The 20,521-nt window shown below is 69.1% G+C and carries 16 protein-coding genes and 2 riboswitches; of the genes, 8 read left to right on the top strand and 8 right to left on the bottom strand.

Annotated elements, in window-relative coordinates:
• Window positions 1-18: 18 nt before the first annotated feature.
• The 8 genes from secA2 to gcvP all read left to right on the top strand — a co-directional run bounded on the left by secA2 (window position 19) and on the right by gcvP (window position 9,650).
• Window positions 19-2,448, top strand: a complete 2,430-nt coding sequence (gene secA2, locus OG579_RS03225) for an accessory Sec system translocase SecA2 (RefSeq protein ID WP_328858067.1) — start codon at window positions 19-21, stop codon at window positions 2,446-2,448.
• 36 nt (window positions 2,449-2,484) lie between these two features.
• Window positions 2,485-3,114, top strand: coding sequence for a CDP-alcohol phosphatidyltransferase family protein (locus OG579_RS03220; protein ID WP_328858066.1), 630 nt, complete (start codon window positions 2,485-2,487; stop codon window positions 3,112-3,114).
• A gap of 30 nt (window positions 3,115-3,144) precedes the next feature.
• A complete protein-coding gene (gene gcvH / locus OG579_RS03215; RefSeq protein ID WP_045822897.1) occupies window positions 3,145-3,549 on the top strand; it encodes a glycine cleavage system protein GcvH in 405 nt (134 codons plus the stop codon).
• A gap of 142 nt (window positions 3,550-3,691) precedes the next feature.
• On the top strand, window positions 3,692-4,150 hold the full coding sequence (gene garA, locus OG579_RS03210; RefSeq protein WP_338062996.1) for a glycogen accumulation regulator GarA: 459 nt from the start codon (window positions 3,692-3,694) through the stop codon (window positions 4,148-4,150).
• Window positions 4,151-4,225: 75 nt separating this feature from the next.
• Window positions 4,226-4,909, top strand: coding sequence for a transcriptional regulator FtsR (gene ftsR / locus OG579_RS03205; RefSeq protein WP_045822895.1), 684 nt, complete (start codon window positions 4,226-4,228; stop codon window positions 4,907-4,909).
• A gap of 151 nt (window positions 4,910-5,060) precedes the next feature.
• Window positions 5,061-5,561 (top strand): bifunctional nuclease family protein, encoded by a 501-nt coding sequence (locus tag OG579_RS03200; protein ID WP_045822894.1) that lies wholly within the window; start codon window positions 5,061-5,063, stop codon window positions 5,559-5,561.
• Window positions 5,562-5,909: 348 nt separating this feature from the next.
• Window positions 5,910-6,506: a MerR family transcriptional regulator gene (locus OG579_RS03195; RefSeq protein WP_045822981.1), complete on the top strand. Its 597-nt coding sequence runs from the start codon at window positions 5,910-5,912 to the stop codon at window positions 6,504-6,506.
• 13 nt (window positions 6,507-6,519) lie between these two features.
• Window positions 6,520-6,620: riboswitch (glycine riboswitch) on the top strand.
• A riboswitch (glycine riboswitch) is annotated at window positions 6,621-6,744 on the top strand.
• A gap of 47 nt (window positions 6,745-6,791) precedes the next feature.
• Entirely contained in the window at window positions 6,792-9,650 is a 2,859-nt protein-coding gene (gene gcvP / locus OG579_RS03190; protein WP_328858065.1) for an aminomethyl-transferring glycine dehydrogenase, read from the top strand.
• A gap of 34 nt (window positions 9,651-9,684) precedes the next feature.
• Here gcvP and OG579_RS03185 read toward each other — a convergent pair whose 3' ends face one another.
• The 8 genes from OG579_RS03185 to OG579_RS03150 form a co-directional block, all read right to left on the bottom strand.
• A complete protein-coding gene (locus OG579_RS03185; RefSeq protein ID WP_328858064.1) occupies window positions 9,685-10,857 on the bottom strand; it encodes a substrate-binding domain-containing protein in 1,173 nt (390 codons plus the stop codon).
• 24 nt (window positions 10,858-10,881) lie between these two features.
• Window positions 10,882-13,056, bottom strand: a complete 2,175-nt coding sequence (locus tag OG579_RS03180; RefSeq protein WP_328858063.1) for a malate synthase G — start codon at window positions 13,054-13,056, stop codon at window positions 10,882-10,884.
• A 73-nt stretch (window positions 13,057-13,129) separates the two neighbouring features.
• Complete coding sequence (locus OG579_RS03175; RefSeq protein ID WP_328858062.1) at window positions 13,130-14,005, bottom strand: 3-methyladenine DNA glycosylase; 876 nt, start codon at window positions 14,003-14,005, stop codon at window positions 13,130-13,132.
• A gap of 2 nt (window positions 14,006-14,007) precedes the next feature.
• Window positions 14,008-15,084, bottom strand: a complete 1,077-nt coding sequence (locus OG579_RS03170) for a hemolysin family protein (RefSeq protein WP_328858061.1) — start codon at window positions 15,082-15,084, stop codon at window positions 14,008-14,010.
• Window positions 15,081-16,463, bottom strand: coding sequence for a hemolysin family protein (locus OG579_RS03165; protein ID WP_328858060.1), 1,383 nt, complete (start codon window positions 16,461-16,463; stop codon window positions 15,081-15,083). Before OG579_RS03165 ends, OG579_RS03170 begins: the two co-directional genes overlap by 4 nt.
• A gap of 114 nt (window positions 16,464-16,577) precedes the next feature.
• Window positions 16,578-18,017 carry a GMP reductase gene (guaB1, locus tag OG579_RS03160; protein ID WP_328858059.1) on the bottom strand — a complete coding sequence of 480 codons (1,440 nt, stop codon included), beginning with the start codon at window positions 18,015-18,017 and terminating at the stop codon, window positions 16,578-16,580.
• Between the two features lie 4 nt (window positions 18,018-18,021).
• Entirely contained in the window at window positions 18,022-19,488 is a 1,467-nt protein-coding gene (gene gndA / locus OG579_RS03155; protein WP_328858058.1) for an NADP-dependent phosphogluconate dehydrogenase, read from the bottom strand.
• A gap of 45 nt (window positions 19,489-19,533) precedes the next feature.
• The gene (locus OG579_RS03150) at window positions 19,534-20,481 is read right to left on the bottom strand and encodes a M56 family metallopeptidase (protein ID WP_328858057.1); all 948 of its coding nucleotides are present in this window, start codon (window positions 20,479-20,481) and stop codon (window positions 19,534-19,536) included.
• Between the last annotated feature and the right edge of the window lie 40 nt (window positions 20,482-20,521).

The following is a 20,521-nucleotide window of genomic DNA, read 5'->3' as shown; positions in this document are numbered from 1 at the left end:
AGGTAGGAGTTCGACGCGGTGGGAAAGCTCTCGAACAGGATGTGGCGGGCACTGGGCGCGCAGTCGTCGCGGAACCAGTCGAAGTCGGTCGCGCTGATCAAGCGGTCGACCGAGCACGATTCGTGGGCGGCCGGTCTCGACGACGCCGAGTTCGCCGCCGCCGCCGAGAAGCTCGACATCACCGACCCCGCGGGCACCGATCGCGCGAAGTTCCTCGCCCTGGCCCGTGAGGCCGGCGACCGGGCCCTCGATCTGCGTCCCTTCGACGTCCAGCTGCAGGGGGCCCTGCGCCTGCTCGAGGGCGACGTCGTCGAGATGGCCACCGGTGAGGGCAAGACCCTCGCCGGCGCGATCGCCGCGGTCGGCTATGTCCTCCAGGGTCGGCGCGTGCACGTCATCTCGGTCAACGACTACCTGGCCACCCGCGATGCGGAGTGGATGAAGCCGCTGTTCACCCTCTTCGACATCACCTCCGGTGCCGTGTCGGAGTCCTCCACCCGCGCCGAGCGCACCACCGCCTACGACGCCGACATCACCTACGGCTCGGTGAACGAGGTCGGCTTCGACGTGCTGCGCGATCAGCTCGTCACCCACGCCGACGAGCTCGTCTCGCCGCGACCCGACGTCGCGATCATCGACGAGGCCGACTCGGTGCTCGTCGACGAGGCGCTCGTCCCGCTGATCCTCGCCGGCGCGACCACCGGTGAGGTCCCCGACCGTGTCATCCACGACGTCGTCGGCAAGCTGAAGAAGAACCACTACGAGATCGACACCGAGGGACGCAACGTGTTCCTCACCGACGAGGGCGCACAGTTCGTCGAGGCCGAGCTCGGCGACATCAACCTCTACGACGAGGAACACGTCGGCACCACGCTGGTGCACGTCAACATCGCGATGCACGCGCACATCCTCGTCGAGCGCGACGTCCACTACATCGTGCGCAACGGCGAGGTCCACCTGATCAATGCCTCGCGGGGCCGCGTGGCACAGCTGCAGCGGTGGCCCGACGGCCTTCAGGCCGCGGTGGAGATGAAAGAGGGCCTGGCGCAGACAGATTCGGGTGAGGTCATCGACACGATGACCGTGCAGGCCCTCATCGGTCGCTACCCCACGGTGTGCGGCATGACCGGCACCGCACTCGCGGCGGGCGAGCAGTTCCGCCAGTTCTACGACCTCGCCGTCTCCCAGATCCCACCGAACGCCGACAACATCCGTGTCGACGAGCCCGACCGTGTCTTCGACAGCAAGCACAACAAGTCCGAGGCCGTCGTCGCCTTCGTCAAGGAGATCCACGAGACCGGCCAGCCCGTCCTCATCGGCACCCACGACGTCGCCGAGTCCGAGGAGCTGGTCTACCTGCTGGAGCGGGCGGGCGTGACCAGTGTCGTGCTCAACGCCAAGAACGACGCGCAGGAGGCGGCGATCATCGCCGAGGCCGGCGCCCTCAACGCGGTCACCGTCTCGACGCAGATGGCCGGTCGCGGCACCGACATCAAGCTCGGCGGATCCCGCGGCGAGAAGGACGGACGATCGACCGGCGCCCGTGACCAGATCGTCGAGCTCGGCGGCCTGTGCGTCATCGGCACCGGTCGGCACGACACCGAACGCCTCGACAACCAGCTGCGCGGTCGCGCGGGCCGTCAGGGCGACCCCGGACGGTCGGTGTTCTTCTCCAGCCTGCAGGACCCGGTGGTCACCAAGAACCTCTCGTTCAAGCGCGACCCCGAGTCCGAGGAAGAGGACGGCTCGATGGGGGAGAAGGGGATCGAGCTCATCGAGCAGGCCCAGCGCGTCGCCGAGGGCATCATGCTCGAACTGCACGCCAACACCTGGCGCTACAACAAGCTGGTCAACCAGCAGCGCGACATCGTCGTCAAACGGCGTATGGAACTGCTGACGACCGAGGTGGCCCTCGACGAGTTCACCGAGTCCGAGCCCGATCGCGTCGCGGAGCTGACCGGCTCGGCCGCCTCGGGGAGCACCGGGCGCCACGGCGCCGCATCGGACGACGCCGAGGACCCGGCCGACGACGAGGCGGGGGAGAAGGCAACGGGAACGGTCGCCGTGCGGACCGAGCCGGTGCCGCACGATGTCCTGGTGCAGGCGGCACGGGAGATCGCCCTGTTCCACCTCGACCGCGCGTGGGCCGATCACCTCGCGTTCGTCGCCGACGTCCGCGCCAGCATTCATCTGCGCTCGATCGGACGGGAGAGCCCGCTCGACGAGTTCCACAAGTTGATCCTCGACGAGTTCTCGCGACTCCCCGGTGAGGCGGTCGAGAAGTCACGCACCACGTTCCGGGAGGCGACGATCACCGCCGACGGTGTCGATCTCGACGCCGCCGATCTCCGTCGGTCGACCACGACGTGGACCTACATGGTCCACGACAACCCGTTCGCGGGCGGCGGGGCGAAGACGCTGCAGGGCATCATCGGCATCTTCCGGTGACCGGTGTCGCCGCTGTCTCTGTGACAGTCTGAGCGCATGGATCCCGACGGGCCTCCCGCCACCACCGACGCCCCGTCGGACCGCGTCCTCACCGTCCCCAACCTGCTGAGCTTCCTGCGCCTGCTGTTGGTGCCGGTGTTCGTGTGGTTGCTGTTGTTCGTCGAGGCCGACGGATGGGCCTTCGTCGTCCTGCTGGTCTCGGGGTTCTCCGACTGGGCCGACGGCAAACTCGCGCGCCTGCTCAACCAGTCGTCGCGGCTGGGCGCACTGCTCGATCCGGCCGCCGACCGGCTGTACATGATCGTGATCCCCATCGGCCTGGGCATCCGCGACATCGTGCCGTGGTGGATGATCGCGATCCTGCTGGCCCGCGACCTGTTGTTGCTGGCCAGCGTCCCGTTGCTGCGCAGCCGCGGGATGACCGCCCTGCCGGTCACCTACGTCGGCAAGGCAGCGACGTTCTCCCTGATGTACGGCTTCCCGTTCGTGCTCGGCGGACAGCTCGACGGACTGTTCGGCGACATCATGCACCCCATCGGCTGGGCGTTCCTGGTGTGGGGGATCGGTATGTACCTGTGGTCGTTCGTGCAGTACTGGTGGCAAACCGTGCTCGTGCTCAGACAAATGCCACGGGTGGGGAGTCCGATGCCACGGGTGGGCGGATGACCGACCGCGATCCACGCTAAGGTTCTCCGCGTGAGTGAGACAGAGGTTCCCGAAAACCTGCGCTACACCGTGGAACACGAGTGGATCGAGCAGGTCCGTCCCGGCGTCGTGCGTGTGGGCATCACCGCCTACGCCCAGGACCAGCTCGGCGATGTCGTCTTCGTGCAGCTCCCCGCCGTCGACGATGCCGTCGACTCGGGTGAGTCGTTCGCCGAGGTCGAGTCGACCAAGAGCGTGTCCGACATCTACGGCCCGCTCGCGGGCACGATCGCCGCGGTCAACGACGACCTCGACGCCACCCCCGAACTGGTCAACTCCGACCCGTACGGCGCGGGCTGGCTCGTCGAGATCGCGGTCGCCGAGGACACCGATCTGAGCGTGATCCTCGAGGATCTGCTCGACGCCGACGGGTACCGCACAGCCATCGAGGACTGACCTCGGCGCATCGTCGCCGGTGTCGATCCGAGGCACCCCGGTGCGGTTAGGATCGATCCGACGGGCGGGCCTCATCCGGCGTGACAACAGCGTTGTCCGGACCCCACCGGGTCCGGACACCAGAAGAGCTTAAGGAGAAGTGGTGAGCGACAACGAGAAGGACCTCGACGCCCCCGTCGAGACGACGTCGGTCTTCCGCGCCGATTTCATCAAGGAACTCGACGCCAACAGCGGGTCCACCACCGAGTCCGCCGAGACCGCGGTCGAGCGGCTGTCGGCCGGCACCGCGCTGCTGGTCGTCAAGCGCGGCCCCAACGCCGGGTCGCGATTCCTGCTCGACCAGACCACCACGTCGGCCGGACGCCATCCCGACAGCGACATCTTCCTCGACGACGTGACGGTCAGCCGCCGTCACGCCGAATTCCGCTTGGGCGACAACGAGTTCCAGGTGGTCGACGTCGGCAGCCTCAACGGCACCTACGTCAACCGCGAGCCGGTGGACTCCGCGGTGCTGGCCAACGGGGACGAGGTGCAGATCGGCAAGTTCCGACTCGTCTTCCTCAGCGGCCCGCACGCCGACGGGTCCCCGGCCAACGGGTAACGCGTGACCTCGCCGTCCACGGGTCCGGGCCCGGGACCGAAGAACTCAGCAGATCGATCACCGGCCGAGGGCTCCATGTCCATCGGTTCGGTGCTCGATCAGCTGCGTGGCGACTTCCCGGACGTCACCATCTCCAAGATCCGGTTCCTCGAGTCCGAGGGTCTGATCACCCCGCAGCGCTCGCCGTCGGGATACCGACGCTTCAGCACCGGCGACTGCGAGCGGCTGCGTTTCGTCCTCACCGCCCAGCGTGACCGTTACCTGCCGCTGAAGGTCATCAAGGAACAGCTCGAGGCGATCGATCGTGGCGAGCGGATCGACCCGGGCACCCCGCGGTTGCTCTCCTCGGCCCGGTCGTGGGTGGCCCCCGCGGTCGATTTCGAACGCTCCGGCGGTCGCATCTCCCGTGAGACCCTGCTCGAACGCACCGGCGCCGACACCGCGTTCGTCGCCGAACTCCAACGCAGCGGTCTGCTGACACCCGGCGCCGGCGGCTTCTTCGACGAGGACGCCGTGCGCCTCGTCGAGGCCGCCTCGGCGCTCGCCGACTACGGTCTCGAGGCCCGACACCTGCGGGCGTTCAAGGTCTCGGCCGACCGTGAGGCCGGTCTGGTGGCCCAGATCGCCAACCCGATCGCCAAGGGCAAGGGCGCCGGTGCACGTGACCGCGCCGAGGAACTGATCCGCGAGGTCGCCGCCCTCTCGGTCACCCTGCACACCCAGTTGGTGAAGGCGGCCGTCCGCGACGCGCTGGACTGAACCGCGGTCGGGGGGCGGCCACCCTCGAACTGCGCACGCGCGCACGAGCATTGTCACCGTCCCGGCCTGCGCAAGGTGGGCGCGTCGACGCCGGTGAGGTGTAGCGTCGAATGCGATGTCAGGCGACATTCGATGCCGTTGGGAGAATCGCATGGGTCAGATGCAGGTGGTGGGGATCCGGGTGGAGCCGCCCCAGGGACAACCCGTGCTGCTGCTGCGCGAGGTCGACGGCGAGCGCTACCTCCCGATCTGGATCGGACAGAGCGAGGCGGCGTCGATCGCCCTCAAGCAGAAGGGTGTCGAGCCCCCGCGTCCGCTCACCCATGACCTGATCGTCAACCTGGTCGCGGCGTTCGGGCAGGAACTCGTCGAGGTCCGGATCGTGGACATGCAGGAGGGCACCTTCTACGCCGAGCTGGTCTTCACCGGCGATCTTCGGGTGTCGGCCCGGCCGTCGGACTCGGTCGCGGTCGCCATGCGCGCCGAGGTCCCGATCATCGCCGACGAGGGGGTGCTCGCCGAGGCAGGACTGTTGATCCCCGACGAGGAGTCCGCCGACGGCGACGAGGTGAAAGAGGACGAGGTCGAGAAGTTCAAGGAATTCCTCGACACCATCTCGCCGGACGACTTCAAGGCCTCAGGCGGCGCCTGATCTGTGTGACAGGCGGCGCCTGATCTGTGTGACAGGCGGAGCCTGATCTTGGCGGTGTTCGAGGTCACGGTTGGGCCTCTGCCGGATCACAGTTGACCCTCAAGCTGACGTTGAGGTTGAGCCGCCCGCGAGTCGCGTTGAAACACGCTGTCGGCGCACCTACCGTTCACCACGACGCCCGCGACGAGCGGGACGGCACCCAGGGTCGGGTAGACGGCGTAATCTGAGTGACATCGATGGTGTTCGCACCATCATTCCTCGGGTTGCCGGGGACTCCCCCGAGCATTCGAGGAGAACTCAGTGGGCGACGAGCCGACCACCCGCGATGACGCGGACACCGCCGCGGACGTGACCGACACCGGGCCGGTGGCCTCGGTCCAGCAGGCCCGACAGGGCACACTCGACGACATCGCGCCGGGACTGTTCCCGAACGACACCGTGCCCGACGAACTCGTCGGCTACCGCGTGCCGAGCGCCTGCCAGATCGCCGGCATCACCTACCGCCAGCTCGACTACTGGGCACGCACCTCGCTGGTCGTGCCGTCGATCCGCGGAGCTGCGGGCAGTGGCAGCCAGCGGCTGTACTCCTTCAAGGACATCCTGGTCCTGAAGATCGTGAAGCGACTCCTCGACACCGGGATCTCGCTGCAGAACATCCGCGTCGCCGTCGATCACCTGCGCAAACGCGGTGTCGAGGACCTCGCCCGCATCACCCTGTTCTCCGACGGCACCACCGTGTACGAGTGCACCTCGGCCGAAGAGGTCGTCGACCTGCTGCAGGGCGGTCAGGGTGTGTTCGGCATCGCCGTCGCGGGCGCGATGCGCGAGCTGTCGGGCACCATCGCCGATTTCCCGGGCGAGCGCGCCGACGGTGCGATCGCCGAGACCGCCCCCGAGGACGAGCTCGCGGCTCGCCGTAAGACCCGCGCGCGCCGCACCGGCTAGACTCTTCCTACGTCGCCGCGACACGGGAGAGCGTCGTGACCCGCGAGGGTCTCGGCCGCCGAAGGAGCAACACCTCTCCGCCAATCTCTCAGGCCCCAGGACCGTGTCGTACGCCGGCGTCTCTGGAAAGTGGTGACCGAGTCACCCGCCCACGGTGAAAGGCCGCTCCGAGCGGCTGAATCTCTCAGGCGCCCGAGCCGACGCATCGCGTCGGTGACGGCAGGACAGAGGGGGAGGACCCACCTCAGTCCGGCGTGCCGCCGGACTCGGCGCAAAGGTTCTCCCGTGACCGAGCTGTTCTCCGATGTCTTCGCAGACCGCCATGTCGGACCCGATTCCGACGACCTCGCCCGGATCCTGTCGGTGCTGGAGATCTCTTCTCTCGACGACCTCGCCGATCGGGTGGTGCCCGCCTCGATCGCCGACCCGGCCGACGCCAACGGTCTGCAGACGCTGCCGCCGGCCGCCACCGAGGTCGAGGCCCTCGCCGAGCTGGCCGAACTGGCCTCGCAGAACACCGTCGCCACCTCGATGATCGGCCTGGGCTACTACGGCACCCACACCCCGGCGGTGCTGCGGCGCTCCATCATCGAGAACCCCGCCTGGTACACCGCCTACACCCCGTACCAGCCCGAGATCAGCCAGGGCCGACTCGAGGCCCTCCTCAACTTCCAGACGATGGTGTCCGACCTGACCGGCATGGACGTCGCGAACGCGTCGATGCTCGACGAGTCGACCGCCGCCGCCGAGGCCATGACGCTGCTGCGCCGCGCGAACAAGAGCAAGTCGCCGCGCTTCCTCGTCGACACCGACGTGTTCCCGCAGACCGCCGCGGTGATCGCCACCCGCGCCGAGCCGCTCGGCATCGAGGTGGTCCGCGCCGATCTCACCGCTGGCCTGCCCGACGGCGAGTTCTTCGGCGTGCTCCTGCAGGTGCCCGCCGCCTCGGGCGCGGTCATCGACGCCGCCCCCATCATCGCCGCCGCCCACGAGCGCGGCGCGCTGGTCGCCGTCGGTGCCGATCTGTTGGCCCTGACCCTCATCACCGCGCCCGGCGACCAGGGTGCCGACGCCTGCTTCGGCACCACACAGCGCTTCGGCGTGCCGATGGGCTTCGGTGGACCCCACGCCGGGTACCTGTCGGTGCACACCGCCCACGCCCGCCAGCTGCCCGGCCGTCTGGTCGGGGTGTCGAAGGACGCCGACGGCAACCTCGCCTACCGGCTGTCGCTGCAGACCCGTGAGCAGCACATCCGCCGCGACAAGGCGACCAGCAACATCTGCACCGCCCAGGTCCTGCTCGCCGTCCTCGCCGCCATGTACGCGAGCTACCACGGCCCGAAGGGACTCACCGGCATCGCCCAGCGCGTGCACGCCCGCGCGACGTCGATCGCGAACGCGTTGACCGCCGGTGGCGTCGACGTCGTGACCGACACCTACTTCGACACCCTGTTGGTGTCGGTGCCCGGCCGTGCCGCCGACGTCGTGGCGGCCGCCAAGAACGACGCGAACATCAACCTGCGTCTCGTCGACGCCGACCACGTCGGCGTCGCCTGCGACGAGACGACCACCGCCGAGCACGTCGCCGCGGTCGCCGCCGCCTTCGGGGTCGACCTCGCCGACGCGTCGGCTCCGGCGCCGATCAGCCCCGCGCGTACCTCGGAGTTCCTGACACACCCCGCGTTCAGCCGGTACCACACCGAGACGGCCATGCTGCGCTACCTGCGGCGACTGTCCGACAAGGACATCGCCCTCGACCGCAGCATGATCCCGCTCGGCTCGTGCACGATGAAGCTCAACGCGGCCGCGGAGATGGAGCCGATCACCTGGCCCGAGATCGCCGGCCTGCACCCGTTCGCCCCGAAGGCCGACGTCGCCGGCATGCGGACCATGATCACCCGCCTCGAGAAATGGCTGTCGGACATCACCGGATACGACCGGATCAGCCTGCAGCCCAACGCCGGTTCGCAGGGTGAGTACGCGGGTCTGCTCGCGATCCGCAAGTACCACCTCAGCCGCGGCGACGAGACCCGCGACATCTGCCTCATCCCGTCGAGCGCGCACGGCACCAACGCCGCCTCGGCGGTGATGGCGGGCATGCGCGTCGTGGTCGTCGCGTGCCGTGCGAACGGTGACGTCGACACCGCCGACCTCAAGGAGAAGATCGCGACCCACGCCGAGACGCTGGCCGCGATCATGATCACCTACCCCTCGACCCACGGAGTCTTCGAGCACGAGGTCCGCGAGATCTGCTCGGCCGTCCACGACGCCGGCGGTCAGGTCTACGTCGACGGCGCGAACCTCAACGCTCTCGTCGGTGTCGCCCGACCGGGCCGGTTCGGCGGCGACGTCAGTCACCTGAACCTGCACAAGACGTTCTGCATCCCGCACGGCGGCGGCGGACCCGGTGTCGGACCGATCGGCGTCCGCGAGCACCTCGCGGAGTTCCTGCCCGGACACCCGCTCGACGACGACCTGCCCGGCGACATCACCATCTCGGGCGCACCGTACGGCTCGGCGTCGATCCTGCCGATCACCTACGCCTACATCCTGATGATGGGGGCCGAGGGGCTGCGACGCGCCACGCTCACCGCCATCGCGTCGGCCAACTACATCGCCAAGCGACTGGCCGACCACTACCCGGTGCTCTACACCGGGGCGAACGGCACCGTCGCGCACGAGTGCATCCTCGATCTCCGCCCGATCACCAAGGCGACCGGCGTCACCGTCGACGATGTCGCGAAACGACTCGCCGACTACGGTTTCCACGCGCCGACGATGAGCTTCCCGGTGTCGGGAACCCTGATGGTCGAGCCCACCGAGAGCGAGAACCTCGACGAGATCGACGCCTTCATCGACGCGATGGTCGCCATCAAGGCCGAGATCGACAAGGTCGGGGACGGCACCTGGGCCGTCGACGACAACCCGCTGCGGGGCGCACCGCACACCTCCGAGTGTCTGGTGGCGCAGTGGGATCACCCGTACACCCGCGAAGAGGCCGCGTTCCCGAACGGACGACCCAGCGCCGGTGCACGCGACAAGGTGTGGCCCTCGGTGCGTCGGATCGACGGCGTCTACGGCGACCGCAACCTGGTGTGCAGCTGCCCGCCCATCGAGGCCTTCAGCGAGCCCGTCGAGGCCTGAGCGGGTCAGCCGACCCGACCCGAGTCGAGGTCGGCTACCCGCCGAGCACGAGTTGCGCGATCGCGGCGCCGGCGGCCGGTTCGGGCGCCGGCATCGGGGTCGCGGTGACGTCGAACGACACCGCCGCGGTCCGGGTGGGAAGCGATGCGCCGCCCCGAAATCCGAGCGTGGTGATGGTCCGCAACTGGTCCGGTGTCCGCGCGAACCGGAAGAACGCAGCGACGGCCTCGGCCTGCGTGGCGCTCACCTGCGGGCCGGTCAGGTCGACGACCGGGTGATCGGCTGTCGGTGTCGTGCCCTGGGGCCGTAGCTCGACCACCGATGGTTGTGCGGTGTCCTTGGTGGCGGCGTAGAGGGCCTGTTCGGTGATCGGGACGGCGTGGACGGCCGCCCCCGCCGGGTCACCGTTGCCCGCGATCGTCGTCAAGGTCCGCTCCGCGCTGCCGTCGGTCGCGACGGGGGAGCGTCGGCGCAGATCGAGCAGTGTCGAGGTCACCTGCCGCGACTGCGCATCGGCCACGGTGAGGCCGTTCGCCGTCGCCCGGCCCACCTCGGTCGCCACGGCCTGCGATGCGAGCACGGTCGCGTCGCTGCCCGGGCCCGACGCGCGGGCCATCTGCAACGAGCCCCAGCCCCGCAACCCGAACTCGGCGAGGCTGTTGTCGTTGCGCTGCAGCGTGGGCAGTTCGATCCACGACACCCGCCCCGCCGCGGCCCGCGCGAACTCCGGTGCCACCGCCAGCACCACAGGCGACGACACCAACGACTCCGGGTCGCCGTCGACGATCGCTGAACGGGCAGCCAGCAGCTGTGCACTCCACACCGACGACGCCGGCACCCACGCCGCGGGGTAGGCGCCCATCGATGCGGTGTCCCAGGTACCGGTCAGTCCCTCGAGCGTGGTCTTCGGGTCCGACGGTCGCACCGTCACCGTCACGCACGCATCGCGCACCACCGGCCGCGTTGCCGAGTAGGCCTGCGCGATCGTGGCCAGCGGTGTGGCGATGTCGGCGTCGGCGAGAACGGTGACCGTCTGCTCGCCCTCCACGCAGGTACGCGCGGCAGCGTCACCGTCGTCGGACAGGCTGGTGCCCAGCAGGTTCCAGCCCACGACGAGCGCCACCACCACGATCACCGCGAGGATCGTCAGCGACAACCCCCGGCTGATGCCGCGGCGGCGCGTCTCGTCGGTGCGGTGCTGACCCATAGGCGACGAGGATAGCCTCGCCGATCAGCCCTGCGCGGCCTTGTACTCCCGGCGACGGCGATGCAGGATCGGCTCGGTGTAACCGCTGGGCTGTGTGGTCCCGGACAGGATCAGCTCCTTCGCCGCCTGGAAGGCGATGTTGGAGTCGAAGTCGGGGGCCAACGGCCGGTAGGTCGCGTCGCCCTCGTTCTGTCGGTCGACGACCGGCGCCATCCGCTCCAGCGAGGCGACGACGTCGGCCTCGGAGACGATGCCGTGGCGCAGCCAGTTCGCGAGGAGCTGGCTGGAGATCCGCAGCGTCGCGCGGTCCTCCATGAGCGCGACGTCGTGGATGTCGGGGACCTTCGAGCAACCGACGCCCGCATCGATCCACCGGACCACGTACCCGAGGATCGACTGGCAGTTGTTGTCGAGCTCCTGCTGCTTCTCCTCGTCGCTCCAGTCGGTGTTCGGGGCGAGCGGGATGGTCAGGATGTCGTCGACCGAGGCCGGGTCGCGCTTGGCGATCTCGTCCTGACGCTCGAACACGTCGACCTGGTGGTAGTGCAGCGCGTGCAGCGTCGCAGCCGTCGGCGAGGGCACCCACGCGGTGTTGGCGCCGGCCTTCGGATGACCGATCTTCTGCTCGAGCATGTCGGCCATCAGATCGGGCATCGCCCACATGCCCTTGCCGATCTGTGCGTGGTGCTGCAGACCCGCGTGCAGGCCGGTGTCGACGTTGAAGTCCTCGTACGCCTTGATCCACGTCTGCGACTTCATCTCGGCCTTGCGGACGACGGCGCCGGCCTCCATCGAGGTGTGGATCTCGTCGCCGGTGCGGTCGAGGAAGCCGGTGTTGATGAAGACGACCCGCTCGGATGCCGCGGCGATACAGGCCTTGAGGTTGACCGTGGTACGGCGTTCCTCGTCCATGATGCCGACCTTGAGGGTGTTCTCGGGCAGCCCGAGCAGCTTCTCGACACGACCGAACAGCTCGACGGTGAAGGCGACCTCGTCGGGACCGTGCATCTTCGGCTTGACGATGTAGATCGAACCGGTGCGCGAGTTCTGCAGGCCGTCGGCGCTCATGCCGTGGACGCCGATGAGCGAGGTGAAGATCGCGTCGAGGATGCCCTCGGGCGCCTCGGCGCCGTCGGCAGTGACGACCGCGTCGTTGGTCATGAGGTGACCGACGTTGCGGACGAACAGCAGCGACCGACCCGGCAGGGTGAGCTCACCGCCACCGGGCGCGGTGTAGACGCGGTCGGGGTTGAGCACACGTGTGAAGGTCTTGCCGCCCTTGCTGACCTCCTCGGCCAGATCACCCTTGTTGAGTCCCAACCAGTTCCGGTATCCGAGCACCTTGTCGTCGGCGTCGACCGCGGCGACGGAGTCCTCGAAGTCCATGATCGTGGTGATCGCCGACTCGACGAGGACATCCTTGATGCCCGCGGGGTCGGTGGAGCCGATGGGGGAGTCGGCGTCGATCTGCACCTCGAGGTGCAGTCCGTTGTGGCGCAGCAGGACACCGGTCGGGGCCGAGGCCTCGCCGGTGAACCCGACGAACGCGGCCGGATCGGCGAGCGCAGTGGTGGAGCCGTCCTCGAGGGTGACCGTGAGGACGGTGCCGTCGACGGCCAGGCCGGTCACCGACGCCCACGAACCGCCCTCGAGCGCGACCGCGCCGTCGAGGACGTTCTTGGCGTAGGCGATGACCTTGTCGCCACGGACCTTGTTGTACGAGCTGCCCTTCTCGGCGCCGTCGGTCTCGGGGATCGCGTCGGTGCCGTAGAGCGCGTCGTAAAGCGAACCCCAGCGCGCGTTGGAGGCGTTGAGCGCGAAGCGGGCGTTGAGGACCGGGACGACGAGCTGCGGGCCGGCGGTGCTGGTGATCTCGGTGTCGACGCCGGCGGTGGTGATCTGGAAGTCCGCGGGCACCTCGACGAGGTAGCCGATGTCGCGCAGGAACGCCTTGTAGGCGCCGGCCTCGAAGGTGTTGTCGCGGTGCCATGCGTCGATCTGCTGCTGCAGCTCATCGCGGACGCCGAGCAGCTCGCGGTTGCGGGGCGCGAGGTCGGTGATGATCTCTGCGACACCGTTCCAGAACGCGTCGGTGTCCACACCGGTGCCGGGCAGGGCCTCGGAGGTGATGAAGTCGTGCAGAACGGACGCGACCTGCACGCTGTTCCCGCCTTCTCCGACTGTGACCCGCTCGGTCATGACTGCCTCGCTTCTCCTGGTGTGGACGTGTGTTCGGCGTTCAGGTTACTCGGCGGTAAGCGGGCGTCGTCGCTCAGGTTGCGCTGATCAGGGCCGCGCAACGATCGATGAGACGGCGACGCAGCACCGCCGCCCGCCGGGACGACGCCGCCTGCAGCCGAACGTATTCGGCGCGACCACGGGCCGATTCGATCTCGATCGGCGCGAAGCCGAGCCCGGCAAGGTCGTAGGGGCTCGCGCGCATGTCGAGCTCCCGGAGGTCGAAGGCGAGTTCGAGGGCGTCGACGACGGTCTCGGAGTCGATGAGGGGCACCAGCTTGTGCGCCCACTTGTAGAGATCCATCCCCGCGTGCACGCATCCGGGTTGCTCCCGGTCAACCTGGGTCGACCGCGACAGCGGCTCGACGTTGCGCCCGGTCGCGTCGTCGGTGAAGAAGCGGAACGCGTCGAAATGGGTGCAACGCAGATCCGCCGCCTCCACGACGGCGTCGGTGTCGGTCTCGGACAGGCGCAGCGGCGCGGGGTGCCTCCGCGTGTCCGGGGCGCGGTAGACCATCGCCCACTCGTGCAGGCCGAAGCAGTTCAGACGCGGCGCGCGGGACTCGGTCGCCGACAGGAGGCGGTGCACGAACGCGACGGTGGTGAGCCGGTCGGCGAGGTGGTCGGGATCGACCGTCAGGTGCCCGTCATCGGTGACCGCGTAGTGCGGGAACTGCCGATGCGGTGGTTCGCCGCCGAGCGCCACGCCGAAACCGGGGTGCCACCGACGCAGCTGTGCCGGCTTGTGGCTGTAGTAGCGGAACAGGAACTGCCACACCGGGTGTGCCTCACCCGACGCCGTCTGCTGCGGGTGTGCCGCCAGCAGTGTGTCGACGCGGTCGCGATGCGTCGATGCGCGCTGCGGCCACTCATCCGGCGCGAGCACCCGGCCGGTGGTGGTGATGGACACGCTCACACCCGGTGGGTCTCGTCGCGCACGGTGCCGACGAACTCCTCCACCAGATCTTCGAGCGCGACGACCCCGATGGTGCGGCCGTTGCCGTCGACGACCGCGCCGAGATGGGCGCTGGTGCGGCGCAGGTGGGCGGTGGCCTCGTCGAGCGAGGTGTCGCCGGAGATCACCGGCAGCGGTCGGATCTTGTCGACACCGATCACCGAGTCCTGGCCCACCTGATCGTCGAGGATCTCGTCGAGAACGTCCTTGAGGTGCAGATAGCCGGTGTAGACGCCGTCGACACCGCGAACCGGGAACCGGGAGAACCCGGTGTCGGACACCGCCTTCTCGATCGATCCGAGGGTGGGTCCGGACCGTCCGGTGCCCGGTTCGACGGTCACCTGGACGCTGCGGAGTTCGTCGAGTCCGATCGCCACCTCCGACACCGTTCGACCGGTCGTGCGCAGGGCGCGGGTCAGTCGGTCGTGCTCCTCGGCGTCGATGAGCCCCTCCTCGCGGGACTCGCCGATCATCTCGGCGAGCTCGCCGGCCGAGACCGTCGCGTCGAGTTCGTCCTTCGGCTCCACCCGCATCGCCCGCAGCGACAGGTTCGCCGCGAGGTTGTAGAAGGCGATCAGCGGGTGGGCGACGCGGATGAAGGCGAGGTGGGCGGGCACCAGCAACATCGCCGAGCGTTCCGGCCCGGCCAGCGCGATGTTCTTGGGCACCATCTCACCGAGCAGGATGTGGAGGATCACCACGAGGATCAGGGCGATGGTGAACCCGATCGGGTGCAGGAAGGCGTCGGGGACACCGGCGAGGTCCATCGGTTTCTCGATGAGATGCGCGACGGCGGGTTCACCGACGCGGCCGAGCAGGATCGAGCAGATCGTGATGCCGAGCTGTGCGCCGGCGAGCATGAGCGACAGCTCCTGGCCCGCCCGGATCACCGTCGTCGCGCGACGCTTGCCCTGATCGGCCAGCGCCTCGAGCCGGTCGCGGCGGGCGGAGATCAGCGAGAACTCGGCGCCGACGAAGAACGCGTTGCCCGCCAGCAGTGCGACGGCGAACAGCACACCGAGGATGTCGTTCACGACGGCGCCCCCCCGGACTCGGGGATCGGGGTCAGCGACACGACGTCGATGCGTCGACCGTCCATGCGGACGACACGGGCGCGCCACCGCGGGGCGACCGGCATCGGGTCCCCGCCGGAGTCCTCGTCGTCGGCTCCGTCACGCTCGGGCAGGTCGACCTCGTCGCCCTCGGTCGCGAGACGGCCCAGGGTCTGCATGACCAGACCGCCCAGGGTGTCGTAGTCGCCCTCGGGGGCGCGGTAGCCGGTCGCCTCGGCGAGCTCGTCGATGCGCAGCAGCCCGGCGCAGGTGTAACCGGTGCCGTCCGGGGCGACGTCGGCCTGCTCGTCGTCGTGCTCGTCGGTGACGTCGCCGACGATCTCCTCGATGAGGTCCTCGGTCGTCACGATCCCCGCGGTGCCCCCGTACTCGTCGACGACGATGGCGACCTGCATCCCGTCGGCGCGGATGCGCCCCATGAGAGCGTCGCCGTCGAGGCTGGCGGGCACCACCGGCACCGCGCGCGCCAACACCCCGAGGGTGGTGGACTCGCGCTCGGCGAGCGGCACCGTGAACGCCTGCTTGATGTGGACGAAGCCGCGGATGTTGTCGAGATCGCCCTCGACCACGATCGGGAACCGGGAGAAGCCCGTCTCCGACGCGGCGACGATGAGGTCGCGCACGTTGGCGTCCTGATCGAGCGCGTCGACGGTGACCCGAGGGGTCATCAGTTCCTCCGCGGTGCGCTCGCCGAACTGCAACGACCGGCTGACCAGCAGCGCGGTGCCCTTGTCGAGCGCGCCCTCACGGGCCGAGTTGCGGACCAGCGACCCGAGTTCCTGCGGCGACCGCGCCGAGCGCAGTTCCTCGGCGGGCTCGATGCCCAGCCGGCGCACGAGCATGTTCGCGCTGCCGTTGAGTCCGTTGATGGCCCATTTGAACGCCGTCGAGAACGCGGTCATCGGGCCCGCGGTGCCCCGGGCGGTGGGCAGCGGTCGCGCGATGGCGTAGTTCTTCGGGATCAGCTCGCCGAGGATCATCGACAGCGACGTCGCGATGACCAGGGCGAGGACGATGGAGACGATGGAACTCACCTCGTCCGACGCCCCGACCGCGTCGAGTGCTGGTGAGAACAGCTGCGCGAGAACAGGTTCGGCGATGTAGCCGGTCACCAGGGTCGTGATGGTGATCCCCAGCTGGGCGCCGGAGAGCTGGAACGACAGCGTGCGGTGGGCGCGGGCGACCTGCCGCGCGCGACGGTCGTCACGACGCCGCAGGTCCGATTCGACCGCCGAGCGCTCGAGGGCGGTCAGGGAGAACTCGGCCGCCACGAACAGAGCGGTGCCCAGGGTGAGGGCGATGAAACCGAGGAGGCTCCCGACGAGGATCAGTGCCTGCACGAGCAGTTGTCCTCCATGAGCGCCGCGGGGTGAGGTCGACCGGGCGCAGTTCGATGCGATGTCTGTCGTTCATCGTATCGGGTGACCGCGCTCACAGGTCAGACGAGCGGGGGCTCACCATCCGCTCGGGAGCGGCCGCCCCTCGGCGAAGCCTGCCGCCGACTGCACGCCGAGCACCACCTTCTCGTGCAGTTCGTCGAGTGTCCGCGCACCCACATAGGTGGCGGTGCTCCGCACGCCGGAACAGATGTGGTCGATGAGGTCCTCCACGCCGGGTCGTTGCGGATCGACCAGGATCCGTGAACTCGAGATGCCCTCCTCGAACAAACCCTTGCGTGCCCGATCGAAGGCGCTGTCGGTGGCGGTGCGTGCGGCGACCGCACGTTTGGACGCCATGCCGAAGCTCTCCTTGTAAGGGCGACCGGAGGGATCGTGCTGCAGATCGCCCGGGGATTCGAAGGTGCCGGCGAACCACGAACCGATCATCACGTTCGAGGCACCTGCGGCGATCGCGAGCGCGACGTCACGCGGGTGTCGGACGCCGCCGTCGGCCCACACGTGCGCACCGCGGGCGCGCGCCACCGCGGCGCATTCGGCGACGGCCGAGAACTGGGGTCGTCCGACGCCGGTCATCATGCGGGTGGTGCACATGGCGCCGGGCCCGACGCCGACCTTCACGATCGAGGCCCCCGCGTCGAGCAGATCGGTGGTGCCCTGCCCCGACACCACGTTTCCCGCGGCCAACGGGACACCGAGCGCGGCCTCGGAGATGGCCCGGACCGCGGCGATCATCTTCTCCTGGTGACCGTGCGCGGTGTCGACGACGAGGACATCGGCGCCGGCGGCGACGAGCGCCGTCGCCTTGCCCACCACGTCGCCGTTGATCCCGACCGCGGCGGCCACCCGAAGACGCCCCTGCGCGTCGGTGTTGGGCTGGTAGATGCCGGTGCGCAGCGCGCCGGTGCGGGTCAGGACCCCCATGAGTTCACCATCGGTCCCGGTGAGGATCGCGACACCGAGATGATGGTCGGTGAGTGCGTCGAACACCGCACGCGGATCGGAGTCGACCGGCATCGACACCACCGTCGTGTCGAGCACCTCCCTCAGACGCGCGAAACGATCGACACCGGCGCACGCGGATTCGGTGACGATGCCGAGCGGCCGACGGTTCGCGTCGAGCACGACCACCGCGCCGTGCGACCGCTTCGGCAGCAACGCCATCGCGTCCGACACCGAGTCCTCGGGACCGAGGGTCACCGGGGTGTCGGCGACGAGGTGGCGACTCTTCACCGCCGCGATGGACTCGGCCGCGGCCTCGGCGGGTAGATCCTGGGGGAGCACCACGACCCCGCCGCGGCGGGCGACCGTCTCGGCCATGCGCTTGCCGGCGACCGCGGTCATGTTCGCCACGACGATGGGGATCGTCGTGCCGGTGCCGTCGCGGCTGGTCAGATCCACGTCGAAGCGCGAGGCGACATCGCTGCGCCCGGGCACGACGAAGACGTCGTCGTAGGTGAGGTCGGTGGTCGGGGTCTGTCCGTCGAGAAACCTCAAGGGCTCAGGCCTCGACCTCGGTCCGGCCCTCGCTCCACAGGGTGTGGAACGTGCCCTCCTTGTCGATGCGCTGGTAGGTGTGCGCGCCGAAGTAGTCGCGCAGGCCCTGGGTGAGTGCGGCGGGCAGGCGGTCGGCGCGCAGGGCGTCGTAGTACGACAGCGATGATGCGAAGGCCGGCACCGGGATACCCATCTGGGTGGCGGTGACGACCACGCGGCGCCAGCTGTCGACGGCCTTCTCGACCGCGTCGCGGAAGTACGGCGCCAACAGCAGGCTCGGCAGATCGGCGTTCTCGTCGTATGCCTCGACGATGCGGTTGAGGAACTGCGCGCGGATGATGCAGCCGCCGCGCCAGATGGTGGCCATCGCGCCCGGGTGCAGGTCCCAGTCGTATTCCTTGCTGCCCGCGGCGATCTGGTCGAAGCCTTGCGCGTAGGCGACCACCTTCGACGCGTACAGCGCCGAGCGGATGTCGTCGATGAACTGATCGGTGTCGGTCGGCGTCTCGCCGAGCGTCCCCGACTCCAGTCCGTTGGCGGCCTTGCGCTGGTCGAGTGCGCTCGACAGGGCGCGGGAGAACACGGCCTCGCCGATGCCGGTGGTCGGCACGCCGAGGTCGAGCGCGGACTTCACCGTCCAGCGTCCGGTGCCCTTCTGGCCGGCGGCGTCGACGATGACGTCGACGAGCGGCTTGCCGGTGTCGGCGTCGGTCTGCGACAGGACCTCGGCGGTGATCTCGATGAGGTAGCTCTCGAGGTCGCTGGAGTTCCACTCGCGGAAGACGTCGGCGATCTTGTCGACCGGGAGGTCGAGGGCCTTGCGGAGCAGGTCGTAGGCCTCGCCGATCAGCTGCATGTCGGCGTACTCGATGCCGTTGTGCACCATCTTCACGAAGTGACCCGAACCGTCGGGGCCGATGTGGGTACAGCACGGGGTGCCGTCGACGTGTGCCGAGATCGACTCGAGCAGCGGACCGAGCGAGTCGTAGGCCTCCTTCGGGCCGCCGGGCATGATCGACGGGCCCTCGAGCGCGCCGACCTCGCCACCGGAGATGCCCGCGCCGACGAAGTTCAGACCGCGGTCGCTCATCTCCTTCTCGCGACGGATGGTGTCGGTGTAGAGGGAGTTGCCGCCGTCGATGATGACGTCGCCCTCCTCCATGGCGTCGGCGAGCTCACCGATCACCGCGTCGGTGGCGTCGCCGGCCTTGACCATGATGAGCACACGGCGCGGCTTCTCCAGCGCGGCGATGAACTCCTCGATGGTCTCGGTGCGGACGAAGTCGCCCTCCGAGCCGTGCTTGTCGATGAGGGCGTCGGTCTTGGCGATGCTCCGGTTGTGCAGCGCGACCGTGTGCCCGTGACGGGCGAAGTTGCGGGCGATGTTGGAGCCCATGACGGCCAGACCGGTGACACCGATCTGTGCGCGTGCAGTGCCCGAGGAGGTGTCAGCCGATGTGCTCTGTGTCATGTGACCCAGCCTATTCCGTCGCGCCGAGGAGATGCTCCGCGAGGGTCAGGCCGTGAGCAGTCGACTCAGCTCGGTGAGCCAGGGGAAGGCCACCGCGAGAGTCGGCAGCACCAGGATGCCGACCGCGCACACATAGGCGGCCAGGGCGGCTGCGCGTGCGGGCTCGTCGTGGGTGAGGCGTCTCACGCGGGTCAGGGTGGTGGGGCCGCCGACGGCGAGCGCCCCGCGCGGTGCGACCGAATCGGCGCACGCCACCAGGGCCCGACCGAGCGGCGTGGGTCCGGTGGCACGCACGGCGTGGTCGTCGGCGAGGACCTCGACCAGGAGTTGGACGGCACCGAGAGCGGACTTGCTGCGGATGAAGCGCGGGAACGCGGCGTGGACGGCGATGAACGCCTCGAGGATGAGGTCGTGGCGGGCACGCAGGTGCGCGCGCTCGTGGGTGATCACGGCCTCGAGCTCGTCGGGGTTCAGGCGCGCGATGACGCCCTCGCTCAGCACGACGCGCTGTCGCAGGCCGGGCAGGCAGTAGGCGATGGGTTGCTCGACCTCGAGCATGCGGACGTCGCGGGCCAGCAGTTGCCGATCACAGCGGCTGCGGTCGACGCAGTCGAGCAGATCGATCAGTTGGCGGTGTGCCGAGCGCCGCGCCCGGGTGCGTACGCCCACCCGGACGACGGTGTACATCAGGCGTGCACCGATGACGAGGGTGAGCACGAAGACCCCGACGTAGACGAGCCACAGGGTGATGCCGAGCGAGTCGATCTCGTCGAGCGGGTTCGTCGTCGGTCGACCGTCGGGTCCGACGACCAGGAGATTCGAGGCGATGGCGAGTCCACAGCTGAAGGCCGAGAGCACGGCGGCCAGTGCGACCGCCTGCCAGAGGGTCATCGCAGCTCGAGGTGCGCGCAGTGTCCAGCGGGCCCGGGACAACCATTCGGCGACCGGCCCGGTGAGGATCAGGGCGAAGAGCCCGAATACCAAGGCGGTCATCAGTGAGTCCTACGGGTCGCGGTGCGCGGCGGGTGACACC

This window comes from Williamsia herbipolensis (genome assembly GCF_036153515.1).
Classification (GTDB): Bacteria; Actinomycetota; Actinomycetes; order Mycobacteriales; family Mycobacteriaceae; genus Williamsia_A; species Williamsia_A herbipolensis.
Note: the sequence above shows the minus strand (reverse complement) of the source record. Positions and strands in the feature narration are given on the sequence as shown.